Consider the following 14,382-nt stretch of genomic DNA (forward strand, 5'->3'; position numbering starts at 1 on the left):
ACCGGCGCCGGGCTGCGCACCACCGGAGCACGGCGCGGTGCTCCGAACGGATTCCCCGGCGCACCGCCGGATGCGCACCGCGGAATCCCGAAACAGGCTCTCCGGCGGCGGTGATCCGGGGGAAATCCGGCGACCCGTTCTCCCGCTCGGCGGAAGCCGCGCGGCCGGTCACCGGGGAGCGCGCCCGGCGAACTGCATCACGCGGTAGGGCCAGTTCGTCGTGGTGTTCCACTGGCTGACCGCCAGGTGCAGGTCCTCGAGCGTCGAGCCGGGCACCACGTAGGGCCCGTAGAGCTGGGCGACGCGCCCGGCGGCGTGGTCCTCGGCGTCCCAGGAGGTGCCGTGCAGCGCGGTGGCGCGCGGTGCCGCGTAGAGGTTCGCGGTGGGCACGTCGAGGTTGAGCACGTCGATGCGGTAGTTCCCGGCGTCGAAGAACGCCAGCAGCCACCGGCCGCCCACCGGGCGCAGGGACAGCTCGCCGTAGGCGCCGGTGAGGGCGATCGTCGGCGGGTTGCCCCACGCCCAGGCGCCGCCCCGGAACCCCCAGCCCTGCCAGGCCCGGGGGTCGGTCAGCCGGTCGGCCGGGACCCGGTGCAGCAGCAGGCCCTTGTCCCGCTGGAACCCGGTGGAGAACGCGTAGACGTACCCGTCGTCGCCCGGCGCCCAGGTCAGCATCTGGAACAACCCGCCGTGGTGGTCGCCCGGCCAGGTCGTGCCGGTGTGCTGCCAGGTCTCGCCGTTGTCGGTGGAGCGGTGCACCTCGGTCCAGTGCACGTTGCCGATCCCCTCGCACACCATCGCGTGCAGGTACATCTCGTCGCCGAGCGCGATGACGTCGGTCGGGATGACCGTGCTGACCCGGCGCCCGTTGATGATCGAGTTGTGCTCGTAGGGCAGGACCTGCGCGGCGTAGGAACCCGGACCGGCCGCGCCGGTCCACTCGATGCCGCGCCGCGCGCTGGCCGGATCGCCGAACAGCACCACCGGCGAGCGCCAGCCCGGCCCGCCCACGGTCGCCTGCTCGAAGGTGTCGCCGAACACCGCCACCAGCCGGCCGTCCGGAGCGGTCGCCATCGTCCCCAGGTCGGTGCCGCCGATGCCGAAGCGGTCGGTGCGGCCCGGTCCGGTCAGGTCCTTCACCTTGTGCACGGCACTGCTCCTCCCACGCGCGGGTGGACTCCGCCGGAGCCTGCCTTCAGCGGTGCCTCGCGCGGCTGCCGCCCACTTCCCCGCGAGGGGCGGTTCCGGGCCGGACCCCCAGCGTGCCCGCCGCCGACCGTCGCGGACGACGGCCGACCGTGCGGTCCCGGACGGGTGAGTTCACCCCATCGTGGAGGACTTCGCGCGCTCCGACCGCCGCAGCCACAGCACGCCGCCGAGCTGCACGGCGGCCGCGGCACCGGTCAGCCCCACCGCGGCGACCCCGTACCAGGGCCAGCCCGCCAGCGCGGCCACCACCACCGCGATGGCGAGGAACACCAGCGTCCGCACCAGCAGGTACGTGAGCTGACGAGCGTCCATCCGGGCCTCCTCCGCACCGCGACCGCCCCGCGCGACCGCGGCCCCAGGCTCGCACAGCGCGCGGCCCGGCTCGGCACCCGCCAACAGGTCACGCTCCGCGACGCCGCGTCCACGGCCAGGTGATCAGCGCCCAGCCCAGCACCACCAGGACCAGCTCCACCACGAGGTACCAGGGCCACGGGCCGAGCAGGTCCAGCAACGAGGGGTTGTCCGGCTTGCGGTTGAGGAAGCCGTAGTTCGTGCCGGCCCAGGCGTTGAACCCCAGCACCAGCACCGCCCACGCCGCGGTGGTGGCGACCGCCACGCGCAGACCGCGCCAGTCCGGCCGCACGCCCGCTCCCCAGGTCAGGTGGATCGCCGCCCACGGCAGCACCAGGTGCAGCACCCAGAACTCCAGGAAGGCCAGGTGCGGGAAGTCGGGGGCGTCCAGGGCGGGGGTGAACACCGCCTGCGGGGTCAGCGTGAGCCCCCAGTAGTAGGTGAGGGCGCAGGCCCACCAGCGGCCCGACCACAGCGCGTACGCGGCGGCGATCCAGGCCAGGTCGCTGAGCTGCAGCGGCAGCGAGTCGTGCAGGTCGAACTGCCCGGGCAGCAGGCGGCGCACCTCCACCGGCACCTGGAAGGCGAGGATCAGGACGGCGAAGCCGCGGCGGAACCGCACCTCGGCGCGCCGTCCGCGCAGCCGTCGACCGACGAGCACGAGCACCACCGCGCCCACCGCGCCGAGGCCCAGCGCCGCCCAGTGCGTCGGCCCGTAGGGGACGAAGACGTCCGCGGCGGCCCCCGGCTCCGGTGCCGCCACCGGGTCGACGTCGGCCCGGTGGCCGGTGGCCGCTGTCCGCACGCCGACGATCCTCCCGCACCGGGTCGAGGCCCGCCGGTGGCGCTCGGGCTGCCGGTGGCGCTCGGGCTGCCCTGGCCCGCGCCGCGTGATCTCCTGGGGAGATCCGCGACGACACGGAGGAGGACCATGCCCACGCTGCCCCGCGTGCTCGGCGCGCTGACCGCCGCCTACGGCGCCGGTGTGCTGGTGCGCCCCGCGCTGCTCGCCGGACCGTGCGAGCTCACCGACGAGCGCGGCGCGACCCCCGCAGGCATCGCGTCGCTGGCGCGCGCCGTGGGCGCCCGCGACCTGGTCTCGGGCATCGCGATGGTCACCGCCCCCGAGGGTTCGGCCCTGCGCTGGGCGATCGGGCCCGGGCGGCCTGCGACGCGGCGGACGCGGTGCTGTTCGGGCTGGGCCTGCCCACCGCGCGGGCGCGCCGCAAGGCCGCCGCCATCGCCGGGGGCTGGGGCGCGCTCTGCGCGGCCAGCGCCGCCGCGGCCGGTCCGCACGTTTGACCGACGCCCCGAGTGGGTCCCCCTCCTCGCGACACGCGACGACGGGAGGGCGGATCCGCACGTGGACCACGACGAGCGCGGCGCGACGGACTGGTTGCTCACCCCGGCCGAACGCGGCAACCCGCACACCGGGCTCGACGGGCCGACCGCCTGGTCCGGCGGCAACCGGGTGCGCCCGCTGATCGACGGCGCCGAGTACTTCGACCGGCTGCGCGCCGAGCTCGCCGACACCGGTCCGGGCGACCGGATCCACCTCGCGGCGTGGCTCGGCGATCCGGACCAGCCCCTCGACGCGTCGGGCCGGACCGCGGGCGCCGCGCTCGTCGCCGCCGTGCGCGCCGGCGCGTCGGTGCACGCGCTGCTCTGGCGGCCCTACCTGGACGTCCTGGACGACTTCGTGCCGGGCAACCTCGACCTCGCCGCCCTGCTGCGGCGGGAAGGGGCGACGGCGGTGCTCGACCAGCGGGTCCGGGCCACCGGCAGCCACCACCAGAAGTTCCTCGTCATCCGGCGGCCCGACCGGCCCGGCGACGACGTCGCCTTCGTCGGCGGGATCGACCCGTGCCCGAGCAGGCGGGACGACGACGGCCACCGCGGCGATCCGCGGGTGCAGTCCTCGGTCGCCGCGGTCTACGGGCACCGCCCGTCCTGGCACGACGCCCACCTCGAAGTGCGCGGCCCCGCGGTGGCCGACGTGGAGCACTGCTTCCGGGAGCGGTGGCAGGACTCGACCTCGCTGCGCCGGGCACCGGCGTCCTGGTGGCACCGCGAGGAGCACCCCACCGCGCTCCCCGAGCCGCTGCCCGCACCGCCCCGCTGCGGACCGCACGCGGTGCAGCTCCTGCGCACCTACCCGGCCAAGACCCCGCCGTTCCCGTTCGCCCCGGACGGCGAGCGCAGCGTCGCGCACGGCTACCGCAAGGCGCTGCGCCGCGCCCGCCGGTTCATCTACGTCGAGGACCAGTTCCTCTGGTCGCCGATGGTCGCGGAGGTCTTCGCCGAGGCCCTGCGCCGGCGACCGCACCTGCGGCTGGTGGCGGTGCTCCCCCGGCGGCCGGACAAGGACGGCGCGCTGCACGTGGCCACCAGCGACGTCGCCCACGCCGATGCGGTGGACCTGCTGCACCGGGCCGGCGGCGACCGGGTCCACCTGTTCGAGCTGGAGAGCGACGCGGGGCCGCCGATCTACGTGCACTCCAAGCTGTGCGTGGTCGACGACGTCTGGGCCGCCGTCGGGTCGGCCAACCTCAACCGCCGGTCGTGGACCTACGACTCCGAGCTCACCGCCGCCGTCGTGGACGAGCCCGGCGGGAGCTTCGCCCGCGACCTGCGGGTGCGGCTCTGGCGGGAGCACCTCGGCGGGCGCCCGGACCCCGAACCGGACCCGCCGGAGCGCGGGATCGCGCTGCTGCGCGAGGCCGCCGCGGCCCTGGACCGCTGGCACGCCGCCGGGCGGCGCGGCCCGCGCCCACCCGGGCACCTGCGCACCCACCGGCGCCCCCGCGTCACCCGCCGGACGCGGCTGTGGGCGGTTCCCGCGGGGCGGCTGCTCACCGACCCGGACGGGCGCGCGTGGTCCCCGCGCAGGCGGGGCGCCGCCGCCCTGGACCGCCTCGACGACTGACCACCGCCGGAGCTGGCGCACCGTTGCGCAGCAGCCCGGCCCCCGGAGACCGGCGTCCCGGGGCGCTCAGGTGGTGACCGGCGACCAGTGCGCGAGCAGCGCCCGCAGCGCCGCGACCAGCGACAGCGGCTGGTCCAGCATCGGGTGGTGCCCGGCCTCGGGCAGCTCGACGACGGGCGCATCGCCGAGCAGCGCTTCGATCTCGGCGATCATCGGCGGCGGGACCAGGCCGAACTCGGAGCGCAGGAAGGCCGCCCGGCAGCGCAGCGCGGGCAGCAGGTCGCGCAGCGGCAACCGGTCGCCGACCATGTTCGGGTCGAACTTCCAGGTCCACCCGCCCTCGACCGGGCGGACCGACTCCGCCGCGACGTGCCTGCGCACGTGCGGCAGCACGACCTCCTGGGCGGGCAGCGGCGCGAACCGGTCCACGATCGCCTCGAGCGAGGGGTACACCTTGGGCTCGCGGAGCTCCCTGCGCAGCTTGCGCTCCTCGGGCGGCTGGTCGTTGAGCGGGGAGTCGATGATCGCGACGCCGTCGAACCGATCGCCGTGGTGGGCCCCGGCGGTCGCGGCGACCCAGCCGCCCATGCTGTGCCCCACGACCAGCGGTGCGCGCACCGCTCCCCCGGCCTCGGCGGCGGCCACGACCTCGCGGGCCCACGTCAGCATGTCGTAGACCGGCCGCCGACCGCTGTCACCGTGCCCGCTCAGGTCCAGCGCGACGACCCGGTGGGTGCGCGCCAGGAACGGGGCGATGTGGTCCCACCAGCCGGAGTGCGCCGCGCCGCCGTGCACCAGCACCAGCCCTTGCCGCTCCGGATCGCCCCAGCAGCGCAGATGGATCGGGCACCCCTCGACCTCGACGTCCGCGTGCCGCGGTGCCTCGGCCAGCGCCTCGCGGAACCACCTCGGGTCCTGTTCGGCGGTCATGGTCACCTCCGGTTGTTCGGTGCGGCGGCGCCGCTCGCGACCAGGCGCAACCGGCACCGCCGCGGGTTCTCCAGCGGCCTGAGGGCAGCCGCGACGCCGTGCACGCGGCGGATCGGCGCAGCGCGGCGACCGCCTCAGGCCCCGCCACCCGCACCGCCACGCGGGACGAGTGCCACCACAGCTTCTCAGCACACCGGTTGTACCCGGTCGTGGCCTACCGGCGGGTAGCCGCTGTGCCGACGATCACCCCGCCGCCACCTCCCCGCGGCAGCGAGTGCGGTTCGCGCGGGAGTGGGCGAGCATCGAAGGGCCCGGCACGAGGAGGTCCGATGGCGCAGCAGCAGACCCCGCCCGGCAGCACCGAGGCGATGGAACCCCGGCCCGACCACGGCGAGCACAGCTACCGGGGTTCCGGGCGGCTGGCCGGGAAGGCCGCCGTGATCACCGGCGCCGACAGCGGCATCGGCCGCGCGGTGGCGATCGCCTTCGCGCGGGAGGGCGCCGACGTGCTCGTCGCGTACCAGAACGAGCACCCGGACGCCGAGCAGACGCGGCGCTGGATCGTCGATGCCGGGCGCACCGCGGTGGTGATGTCCGGCGACGTGGCCGATCCCGCGCACTGCCGCGACATCGTCGCGCGGGCGGTCGAGGAGTTCGGGCAGCTCGACGTGCTGGTGAGCAACGCGGCGTTCCAGATGACCCACGACTCGATCGAGGACGTCCCGGACGAGGAGTGGGACCACACCCTCGCGGTCAACCTCAGCGCGTTCTTCCACCTGACCAAGGCGGCGGTGCCGCACCTGCGCGCGGGCGCGTCGATCATCGGGTCGACGTCGGTCAACTCCGACGCCCCACCGCCGAAGCTGCTGGCCTACAACGCGACCAAGGCAGGGATCGCCAACATGGCGGCGAGTCTCGCCCAGATGCTCGGCCCGCGCGGCATCCGCGCCAACAGCGTCGCGCCCGGACCGATCTGGACCCCGCTGATCCCGTCGACGATGACCGAGGACGACGTCGAGAACTTCGGCGGCGGCGTCCCGCTGGGCCGACCGGGGCAGCCCGCGGAGGTCGCCCCGGCCTACGTCCTGCTCGCCTCGGACGAGGGCAGCTACGTCTCCGGCGCCCGCATCCCGGTGACCGGCGGCACGCCGATCCTCTGATGGACTGGTACCCGCTGCGCCTGAGCTGCCCGGCCCGACCGCTGGTCTTCGGCGGCCGGGCCATCGCGCGCACCCTGGGCAAGGCGGGGCTGCCGGACTGGGCCATCGGCGAGACCTGGGAAGTCAGCGACGTCGACGGGCGCGCCGCCGAGGTGCTCAGCGGTCCGCTGGCGGGCACACCGCTGCGGCAGCTGGTCACCCGGTGGCCGGAGGAGCTGGTGGGCGACGGCTGGTCCGGCCACCGCTTCCCGCTGCTCACCAAGTTCATCGACGCCGCCGGTCCGCTGCCCGTGCACGTGCACGCCGACGACGCCGCGGCGCGGCGGCTGGAGGGCGAACCGAACGGCAAGACGGAGGCCTGGCACGTGCTGCACGCCGCGCCCGGCGCCACCGCCCTGTGCGGCGTGCGTCCGGGGGTGGACCGCGCGGAGCTGCACCGGGCGCTGCTGGACCAGGACTTCGACCGGGCGCTGCGGCGCGTTCCGGTGCGCCCGGGCGAGACCTTCTACGTGCCGGGCGGCACCGTGCACAGCTTCGGACCGGCCACCCTGGTCTACGAGATCGAGCAGACCTCGGACGTCCAGCAGCACGCGATGCGCTGGGCCATGGAGGACGGCTCGACGCTGCCCGACGAGCAGTGGCACGCCAACGTCGAGGCGCTGCTCGACCAGGTCCGCTACGACGCCCGGCCCGACCCGGTACCGGGGCTGGACATCCCCGTGGACGACGGGGTGCGGCGGATCGTGCTGTGCGCCGGTCCGCACTTCGCGTTGGAGCGGTGGCGGGTCGGCGGCACCGCCCCGATGCGGCACTCGTTCCGCACCGCGCAGGTCCTGTCCAACCTCGGGGGCCCGGTGGTGGTGCGCAGCGGGTCGGCGGCGGAACCGCTCGGACCGGCGCAGACCCTGCTGCTGCCCGCCGCACTGGGCGTGGTGGAGATCGAGGGGCCCGCCGACGTGCTGCTGGGACACCTGCCCGACCTCCGCCGCGACGTGCTCGCTCCGCTGCTGGCGGCCGGGCACGGTCCGCGGGCGATCGCCGCGCTGGGCGAAGGGCTCGCCGACGCCGGGATCTGAACGCTCGCCCGCGGACCGCCGCGCAGCGGCGTCGTGGCGGGCGCGGCGTCGGGGCGGGCGCGGCGTCGGTGGCGGGTCGTCGAGCGGGCGTTCAGGTCTGCTGCCCGGCTCGCCGGGCGAACTCCTCCAGGTAGGGCTGCTCGGCCGGGTCCGGCCGGTCCGGGGCGTTGAGCGAGCGGTGCCAGTACGGGTAGTAGGCGGGGAGCTGCCCGACCTCGGTGATCCGCCGGTGCTCCTCCTCGGAGAGCTCGAGCCGGTCGGCCGCGAGGTTGTCCTGGAGCTGCTCCGGTGTGCGGGCGCCCAGCACGATGCCGGTCACCCCGGGGCGCCGCAGCAGCCACGCCAGCACCACCTGCGGCACGGACGCGCGGTGCCCGTCGGCGATCCCGGCGAGCACCTCGATCACCGAGTAGGCGCGCTCCCAGTCGGTGACGTGCGGCTCCGGCCACCCGCTGCCCTGCCGCGTGGTGCTCGGGGTCTCCTGCCCGCGCCGCACCTTGCCGGAGAGCAGGCCTTCACCGAGCGCACCCCACACGAAGGTCCCGATGCCCAGGTCGCGGGCGGCCGGGAGGATCTCGTACTCCAGCTCGCGCGCCTCCGGCGAGTAGTACATCTGCTGCACCACCGGCTCCACCACACCGCGCAGCCGCGCGGTGTAGGTGGTCTTGACGAGCTGCCACGCGCTGTAGTTCGAGGTGCCGACGTAGCGGACCTTGCCGTCCCGCACCAGGGTGTCCAGCGCGGCCAGCGTCTCCTCGATGGGCGTCACGCCGTCCCACTGGTGGGTGTAGAGCAGGTCCAGGTGGTCGGTGCGCAACCGGCGCAGGCTGTTCTCCACCTCCCGCAGGATGTGGGACCGCGACGCGCCACCGCCGTTGGGCCCCGCCTCGACCGCCATCCGCACCTTCGAGGTGAGCACGACGTCGTCACGCCGTCCCGCCAGCGCCTGCGCGGTGATCTCCTCGGCTTGGCCGAAGGAGTACATGTTCGCGGTGTCCACGACGTTCACCCCGGCGTCGAGGGCGATGTCGAACAGCCGCCGCAGCCCGTCGGCGTCCACCCCGGCCATCGGTGCGAAGGTGGGATCGTTGCCCACGGTGAGCGTGCCGATCGCGAAGCGCGACACCAGCAGACCAGAATTCCCGAGCGCGACGTGCTCCACGACTTCCTCCCCGACGAGACCGTTCCGGACCACCGTCGACCTACCCGGAGCGCCGCGACACCATGCGCCGCCGGGCGCGGCGGCTCGGTTCCCGCAGCACCACGCCGATCGCGGTCCGCCCAGCGCCCCTCGGCGGACCGCGCGCGGAGGGCCGGAGCGGTCCGGGAGCCGGTCCCGAGGTACCCGCCGCGGGAACGACCCGACTCCGCGAGCGCATGCGGCGCTCGGACTTCCCGGCGCACCAACGACCTTCGAACTCGTGCACGGCGCTGCCTCCGATCCGGTGGGGACGACAGCACCACCTTGGCCGACCCGAGGTGCCGGCGGCATCGGTCGATCGGCCCGAACGGGGCTGGCGCGCTCGGCCGTTCGGCCATCGAGACCTCGGCCGTTCGGCCGTCCCTCCCCTACTGCGGCCAGACGCAGCGCCGGGTGTGGATGGTGACGCCGTCGCGGGCCCGGCCGCCGGCCAGCGCGGCGGCCGCCAGGCAGCTCCGGACCCACATGTTGAGCTGCATCTCCTTGGCCAGCCGCAGCCGGGAGTACAGCAGGTGCACCAGCGCGGTGCTCGGCCGGGCCCACGCCTCGATCTCGAACCGCAGGCCGTCGTCCTCGGGGCTGGCGCGGAACTCGATCAGCCCCGCCTCCAGGTGGCTGCGCAGGGTGGCCAGCCGGAAGGACTCGGGAGTGCGCTCGACGACGCGGACCGGGGCGTCCCAGGGCCCGGGCATCCGGACCACCAGCTCGTCACCGGGTTGCAGCGCACCTCGGGTGCCCGTCCGCCTGCTCACCGCCGCCACCTCGCGCGGGACCGCCCGGTCGAACCGGCGGCTGAACACGTCGATCAGCTCCTGCGCCGTGAGCGAGCCGCCCTCGACGTGCACGCCGAACCGGCGGTGGAACAGCGGTCCCACGCCGTGCGGGGCGAGCTGGCTGTGCTCGTCGACGAGGTCGGCGGGCAGCGCGGGCGGGAGGTCGGAGTCGTCGCCGAACTCCTCGGTGCGGTGCAGCGGGGTCGTCTGCCAGAGGTAGCGCCACGAGATCAGCGCCATCCCGGCGGCCCAGCGCAACGCGATGAACGGCGTCCGCTCGGTGGTCGCCATCGGAGCCCTCCTTGTCGCGGAGGCGACGTGGGTTCCCCATACTGGGCACGATCGGCGACGACGGGCAACACCGGAGGCTTCGATGGTCGTTCGGCTCCTGCACGGTGCCGGGTTGCGCAGCAGCCACCTGCACGCGATGTCGCTCGGTTCGGTCGCGCTGTGCCTCTGCCTGTGGATCCGGGCGAAGACCGTGGACCAGCACGAGCGGGGCAACGCCGAGCGGCGCGCGCTGTTCACCGGGTTGTGGCCGCCGACGCTGTGGCTGATCGGCGATTCGCTCCGCGAGCACGAATGATCGGCTTTCCGCTGCTGGGCGGCGACCCGGGCGCGACGCTGCGGGAACTGCGCGGGCGCCGGGTGAACTTCCACCCCGAGGAGGTCGAGCCGCGGCGCTGGCACCTCGACGAGCACCGGTGCTTCCTGGCCCGCGAACGCCCCGGTCCGCCGGTGCGCGGCGGGGCGTGGGAGGTCGCGTGCGGCCTGGTGCGCGACTACGAGTTCTCCGATCCGGGGCTGGTGCGCGCCTGCTACGACCGCCGCGCGGACCTGCTCGGCCGCGACATGCTGCTCGAAGGCCGGTTCCACGGGCTCCGCTTCACCATGGGCGTGCGGGTGACCGACGTCCTCGAACGCACCGGGTCCTCGGGACGGCACGGCTGGGGTTGGGCGTACGAGACCTTGGAGGGCCACCTCGAACGCGGCCGGATGAGCTACGAGGTGGTCAAGGACGTCGGTTCGGGATCGGTCGAGTTCGTCATCACCGGCTGCTCGCAGCGCACCCCCGCCCTCGGCCCGGTCCTGCGGTTCGGGTGGCTGCTGTTCGGCAGGCACACCCAGCTGCGCTTCTACCGGCGGTGCGGTCCCCGGCTGCGCGCGCTCGTGCGGGCCCGGCTGGCCGGGGCCGTGCTGCCGCCGCCGCTGCGACGCGGTGACCTGGTGCTGGCCCCCTCGGAGGCCAGGTTCGGCTTCCGCGACCGCGCGGCCCTCCGGAACCACCACCCGGCGGGGCCCAACCCGCGGCGGGGGTGAGCTTCAGCTCGGGACCGGAGTCGTCGCCGCCCGGCACGAGGCCGCGAACCGACGTGCCCGATCCCGGACCCGGACTGACCTGAGGGGGATCAGCGCGGCACCGCTTCGCCCACCCGATCGGTGTCGGCCCGCCCGGCGGGTCGGCGCGGACTGGCCCACCCTGGCGGGGACCGAGCTCACGACGACCTGGGGGGACGTCATGCTGGCTAGGAAGCTCGCGGTCGAGGCGCTGGGCACGGCGCTGCTGGTGTTCTTCGCCGTCGGTGTCGCCACGCTGTCCTTCGGCGACGGCATCGCGCTGGCCGGGACCAGCCTCGCGGCCGGGGTGGTGGCGACCGCGCTCACCTTCGGCCTGGTGATGCTGGTGCTGGTGTACTCGCTGGGACCGGTGTCGGGCTGCCACATCAACCCCGCCGTGACGGTCGGGTTCGTGTGCTCCGGCCGGATGCCGCTGTCGGAGGCGGCGGGCTACTGGCTGGCGCAGTTCGTCGGCGGCATCGCGGGCGCGGCGGTGCTCTACGGCGTGATGCGCACGACGGCGGTCTACCAGCCCGGGGTCACCGGACTGGGCGCGAACGGCTGGGGCGACGAATCCGACGTCGGGATCAGCGCGGGCGGCGCCTTCGCCGCCGAGGTGGTGCTCACCTTCCTGTTCGTGTTCGTCGTGCTCTCGGTGACCAGCAGGCTCGGGCACCGCAACGCTCCCGGCTTCGCGGGCATCCCGATCGGCTTCGCGCTGGCCGTGGTGCACCTCGTGGGGATCCCGCTGACCAGCACGTCGGTCAACCCGGCCCGCGCGCTGGGCCCGGCGATCTTCGCCGGTGGCGGCGCGCTGGGGCAGGTGTGGTTGTTCATCCTGGCCCCGGTGGTCGGCGGCCTGATCGCGGGCGGGCTGCACACCGCGCTGCTGCCCCAACCGGAGCCGGATGCGTCGAAGGCCCAGAAGGCGGCGTGATCAGCGCAGGCGACCGACGGCCGCCCAGATCTTGGCGCGCTCCGGCGGGTGCACGGCCTCGTGCGGCTCGGACCGCCACTCCGTGGTGTAGACGACGCCGGGGCTGACCAGGTCGCAGCCCTCGAACAGCAGGTCGGCCTGGGACTGCGGGCGGTAGGTGACCGGCTCGGTGGTCTCGTCGAAGACCTCGCCGACCTGGCCCATCTGCTCCGGGAGGTGCTCGTCGGTGAGGTGGCTGATGGCGAGCATGCTGCCGGGGGCGAGGAAGGACCGGTAGCGGGCCAGCAGCCCCGCGACGTCGGCGTCGGCGACCCAGTGCAGCACGGCCACCATCATCAGCCCCACCGGCTTGGAGAAGTCGAGCAGCTCCCGCGTCTCCGGCGCGCTCATGATGGCCTCCGGGTTGCGCAGGTCCTCCTCGACGATGGCCGTGTTGTCCAGGCCGCGCAGCAACCGCCGGGTGTGCGCGGCGGCGACCGGCTCGTTGTCGACGTAGACCACCCGGACCGAGGGGTCGATCTGGTGCGCCGCCTCGTGCACGTTGCCCACGGTCGGCACCCCGGACCCCAGGTCGAGGAACTGGGTGATGCCCTGCTGCATGCAGTACCGCACCGCCCGGCGCAGGAAACCGCGGTTGGCGCTCACCACCAGGCGGGCGTCGGGATCGACCTGCTCCAGCATCTCGAAGCGCTCGCGATCGGCCGCGAAGTTGTGGTCACCGCCCAGCCCGTAGTCGTAGATCCGGGCCGGGTTCGCCACCCGGTGGTTGACGCCGACGAACTCGGAAGTCGGATCGGACACCTCGGGACATCCTTCCTCGCGTTGGACCGATGGGGTGATCCTCGCCGACCGGGCACGTCGGGGCAAGACGTCGCCGCGCCGGATGACGAGCGCGGCGGGTCCTGGGAGGATGGGAAGTGCCCCCGAGCGGGGCGGAGGCTTCGCCGGCCGTCGGTGGTACGCGGCCGGGCGGAGCCTTCTCCGCGCGGTGCTCAGCCGCGGAGCCCGAGCAGCCGCAGGGCGTTGTCCTTGCAGATCAGCGGACGCACCTCGGCGGAGATGTCGAGCGCCGCGAAGTCGCGCATCCAGCGGTCCGGCCGGATCACCGGGAAGTCCGAGCCGAACAGGACCTTGTGCCGCAGCACCGAGTTCGCCGCGCGCACGAGCTGCGGCGGGAAGTACTTCGGCGACCAGCCGGACAGGTCGATGTGCACGTTGGCCTTGTGGGTGGCGATGGAGATCGCGGCGTCCTGCCACGGCACCGAGGGGTGCGCCAGGATGATCGTCAGGTCCGGGAAGTCGGCGGCCACGTCGTCGAGCAGCATCGGATCGGAGTAGCGCAGCTTGATGCCGTGCCCACCGGGCAGCCCGGCGCCGATCCCGGTCTGCCCGGTGTGGAACAGCGCGGGCACCCCGAGCTCGGAGATCGCCTGGTACAGCGGGTAGAACCGGCGGTCGTTCGGTTCGAACGCCTGGAGGCTGGGGTGGAACTTGAAGCCGCGGACGCCGTGCTCGTCGACCAGCCGCCGGGCCCGCCGCACCGCCGCCACGCCCTGCCACGGATCCACCGAGCCGAACGGGATGAGCACGTCGTTGTGCCGCGCGGCGCCCTCGGCGATCTCCTCCACGGAGTTGGCCGGGTGACCGGTGGCCGCGGCGCAGTCCACCGTGAACACCACGGCCGCCATGGCGCGCTCGCGGTAGTGCGCCGCGATGGCCTCCAGCGGTGGGGTGCGTTCGGCACCGGGCTTGAAGTACTTCTCCGAGGCCGACATCAGCTCGTCGTCCAGCGAGCGGTGGCCGCTGCTGTCGATCTCCACGTGGGTGTGCACGTCGAGCGCGGTGATCCGGTCGACGTCGATGGCGCATTCGTAGCGGGTCATCGCGCGGTCGCCCCCCGCTCGCGACCGTGCCGCCGAGCTCCGCGCTGGTCCTCCGCGATTCCGACCATGGTCGCATGAGAACATCTATCGTGGAGAAGTTCAATCGTTGAGGTACTGCTACGATTCCGGGCGTTCCCGGCAGGAGGCCCCCATGAGCCCGCACCCCCCGCTGACCGACGACCTCGGCTTCCTGCTCTCCCGCGCGAGCGGCGTGGTGGCGCGGTCGGCCAGCAAGGCCCTCGCCCCGCTCGGCCTGCGGGTCCGCTCCTACTCCGTGCTCGCGCTGGTCGTCGAGCACCGCGGCATCGCGCAGCGGCGGCTCGCCGCCCTGGTCGGCCTCGACCCGAGCCAGATCGTGGCACTCGTCGACGAGCTCCAGGACCGCGGCCTGGTGGTGCGCGCGGCCGATCCGCAGGACCGGCGGAACAAGCTGGTCACGGCCACCGAGGACGGCGTCCGGCTGCACGGCGAGGCGCGGGACCGGGTGGCCGAGCGCAGCGACCGGCACTTCGCGGGGTTCCCGGCCGAGCGCACCCGGGAACTGCGCGAGGCGCTCCAGCACATCGCGTTCCCCGCCGAGGAGGGCTGAGCGCGGCCG

At 74.5% G+C, this 14,382-nt stretch carries 15 protein-coding genes; 7 read left to right on the plus strand and 8 right to left on the minus strand.

The window, feature by feature from the left end; all coding sequences use genetic code 11:
- Positions 1–168: 168 nt before the first annotated feature.
- From ABD976_RS10175 to ABD976_RS10185, 3 genes are all read right to left on the minus strand, one after another.
- Complete coding sequence (locus ABD976_RS10175; RefSeq protein WP_345360884.1) at positions 169–1,149, minus strand: glycoside hydrolase family 183 protein; 981 nt, start codon at positions 1,147–1,149, stop codon at positions 169–171.
- A 171-nt stretch (positions 1,150–1,320) separates the two neighbouring features.
- Complete coding sequence (locus tag ABD976_RS10180; protein ID WP_345360887.1) at positions 1,321–1,521, minus strand: hypothetical protein; 201 nt, start codon at positions 1,519–1,521, stop codon at positions 1,321–1,323.
- 88 nt (positions 1,522–1,609) lie between these two features.
- The gene (locus tag ABD976_RS10185) at positions 1,610–2,365 is read right to left on the minus strand and encodes a YwaF family protein (protein WP_345360890.1); all 756 of its coding nucleotides are present in this window, start codon (positions 2,363–2,365) and stop codon (positions 1,610–1,612) included.
- A gap of 558 nt (positions 2,366–2,923) precedes the next feature.
- Between ABD976_RS10185 and ABD976_RS10190 the strand changes: the two genes are divergently transcribed.
- Positions 2,924–4,486, plus strand: a complete 1,563-nt coding sequence (locus ABD976_RS10190; protein WP_345360893.1) for a phospholipase D family protein — start codon at positions 2,924–2,926, stop codon at positions 4,484–4,486.
- A gap of 66 nt (positions 4,487–4,552) precedes the next feature.
- Here the strand turns inward: ABD976_RS10190 and ABD976_RS10195 are convergent, their stop codons facing one another.
- The gene (locus ABD976_RS10195) at positions 4,553–5,416 is read right to left on the minus strand and encodes an alpha/beta fold hydrolase (RefSeq protein ID WP_345360896.1); all 864 of its coding nucleotides are present in this window, start codon (positions 5,414–5,416) and stop codon (positions 4,553–4,555) included.
- A gap of 329 nt (positions 5,417–5,745) precedes the next feature.
- Between ABD976_RS10195 and ABD976_RS10200 the strand changes: the two genes are divergently transcribed.
- Together ABD976_RS10200 and ABD976_RS10205 are read left to right on the plus strand one after the other, a co-directional pair.
- The gene (locus ABD976_RS10200) at positions 5,746–6,576 is read left to right on the plus strand and encodes an SDR family oxidoreductase (protein ID WP_345360899.1); all 831 of its coding nucleotides are present in this window, start codon (positions 5,746–5,748) and stop codon (positions 6,574–6,576) included.
- Positions 6,576–7,652, plus strand: coding sequence for a class I mannose-6-phosphate isomerase (locus ABD976_RS10205; protein ID WP_345360902.1), 1,077 nt, complete (start codon positions 6,576–6,578; stop codon positions 7,650–7,652). Before ABD976_RS10200 ends, ABD976_RS10205 begins: the two co-directional genes overlap by 1 nt.
- A 91-nt stretch (positions 7,653–7,743) precedes the next feature.
- On the opposite strand, the gene ABD976_RS10210 is transcribed toward ABD976_RS10205, so the two are convergent.
- Both ABD976_RS10210 and ABD976_RS10215 read right to left on the minus strand, forming a co-directional pair.
- On the minus strand, positions 7,744–8,814 hold the full coding sequence (locus ABD976_RS10210; protein ID WP_345360905.1) for an aldo/keto reductase: 1,071 nt from the start codon (positions 8,812–8,814) through the stop codon (positions 7,744–7,746).
- Positions 8,815–9,221: 407 nt separating this feature from the next.
- Entirely contained in the window at positions 9,222–9,917 is a 696-nt protein-coding gene (locus ABD976_RS10215; RefSeq protein ID WP_345360908.1) for a DUF1990 family protein, read from the minus strand.
- A gap of 82 nt (positions 9,918–9,999) precedes the next feature.
- Between ABD976_RS10215 and ABD976_RS10220 the strand changes: the two genes are divergently transcribed.
- From ABD976_RS10220 to ABD976_RS10230, 3 genes are all read left to right on the plus strand, one after another.
- The gene (locus ABD976_RS10220; protein ID WP_345360911.1) at positions 10,000–10,212 is read left to right on the plus strand and encodes a hypothetical protein; all 213 of its coding nucleotides are present in this window, start codon (positions 10,000–10,002) and stop codon (positions 10,210–10,212) included.
- Positions 10,209–10,946 (plus strand): DUF1990 family protein, encoded by a 738-nt coding sequence (locus ABD976_RS10225; protein WP_345360914.1) that lies wholly within the window; start codon positions 10,209–10,211, stop codon positions 10,944–10,946. The genes ABD976_RS10220 and ABD976_RS10225 overlap by 4 nt, the downstream gene beginning before the upstream one ends.
- A gap of 199 nt (positions 10,947–11,145) precedes the next feature.
- On the plus strand, positions 11,146–11,901 hold the full coding sequence (locus ABD976_RS10230; RefSeq protein ID WP_345360917.1) for an aquaporin: 756 nt from the start codon (positions 11,146–11,148) through the stop codon (positions 11,899–11,901).
- Here ABD976_RS10230 and ABD976_RS10235 read toward each other — a convergent pair whose 3' ends face one another.
- Both ABD976_RS10235 and couO read right to left on the minus strand, forming a co-directional pair.
- Entirely contained in the window at positions 11,902–12,702 is an 801-nt protein-coding gene (locus ABD976_RS10235; protein ID WP_345360920.1) for an SAM-dependent methyltransferase, read from the minus strand.
- Positions 12,703–12,893: 191 nt separating this feature from the next.
- Positions 12,894–13,784 carry a 4-hydroxyphenyl-beta-ketoacyl-CoA hydrolase gene (gene couO / locus ABD976_RS10240; protein WP_345360923.1) on the minus strand — a complete coding sequence of 297 codons (891 nt, stop codon included), beginning with the start codon at positions 13,782–13,784 and terminating at the stop codon, positions 12,894–12,896.
- A gap of 151 nt (positions 13,785–13,935) precedes the next feature.
- On the opposite strand from couO, the gene ABD976_RS10245 reads away from it, so the two are divergent.
- Positions 13,936–14,373 (plus strand): MarR family winged helix-turn-helix transcriptional regulator, encoded by a 438-nt coding sequence (locus ABD976_RS10245; protein WP_345360926.1) that lies wholly within the window; start codon positions 13,936–13,938, stop codon positions 14,371–14,373.
- Positions 14,374–14,382: the final 9 nt, after the last annotated feature.

Origin of the sequence: Saccharopolyspora cebuensis, assembly GCF_039542665.1 — a bacterium.
Taxonomy (GTDB): domain Bacteria; phylum Actinomycetota; class Actinomycetes; order Mycobacteriales; family Pseudonocardiaceae; genus Saccharopolyspora; species Saccharopolyspora cebuensis.

What these genes read in the sequence shown, in the direction of transcription:
- ABD976_RS10205 (WP_345360902.1), top strand. Translation starts at nt 6,576, where the DNA reads ATGGACTGGTACCCGCTGCGCCTGAGCTGCCCGGCCCGACCGCTGGTC.
- ABD976_RS10220 (WP_345360911.1), top strand. Translation starts at nt 10,000, where the DNA reads ATGGTCGTTCGGCTCCTGCACGGTGCCGGGTTGCGCAGCAGCCACCTG.
- ABD976_RS10200 (WP_345360899.1), top strand. Translation starts at nt 5,746, where the DNA reads ATGGCGCAGCAGCAGACCCCGCCCGGCAGCACCGAGGCGATGGAACCC.
- ABD976_RS10230 (WP_345360917.1), top strand. Translation starts at nt 11,146, where the DNA reads ATGCTGGCTAGGAAGCTCGCGGTCGAGGCGCTGGGCACGGCGCTGCTG.
- ABD976_RS10215 (WP_345360908.1), bottom strand. Translation starts at nt 9,917, where the DNA reads ATGGCGACCACCGAGCGGACGCCGTTCATCGCGTTGCGCTGGGCCGCC.
- couO (WP_345360923.1), bottom strand. Translation starts at nt 13,784, where the DNA reads ATGACCCGCTACGAATGCGCCATCGACGTCGACCGGATCACCGCGCTC.
- ABD976_RS10245 (WP_345360926.1), top strand. Translation starts at nt 13,936, where the DNA reads ATGAGCCCGCACCCCCCGCTGACCGACGACCTCGGCTTCCTGCTCTCC.
- ABD976_RS10225 (WP_345360914.1), top strand. Translation starts at nt 10,209, where the DNA reads ATGATCGGCTTTCCGCTGCTGGGCGGCGACCCGGGCGCGACGCTGCGG.
- ABD976_RS10195 (WP_345360896.1), bottom strand. Translation starts at nt 5,416, where the DNA reads ATGACCGCCGAACAGGACCCGAGGTGGTTCCGCGAGGCGCTGGCCGAG.
- ABD976_RS10180 (WP_345360887.1), bottom strand. Translation starts at nt 1,521, where the DNA reads ATGGACGCTCGTCAGCTCACGTACCTGCTGGTGCGGACGCTGGTGTTC.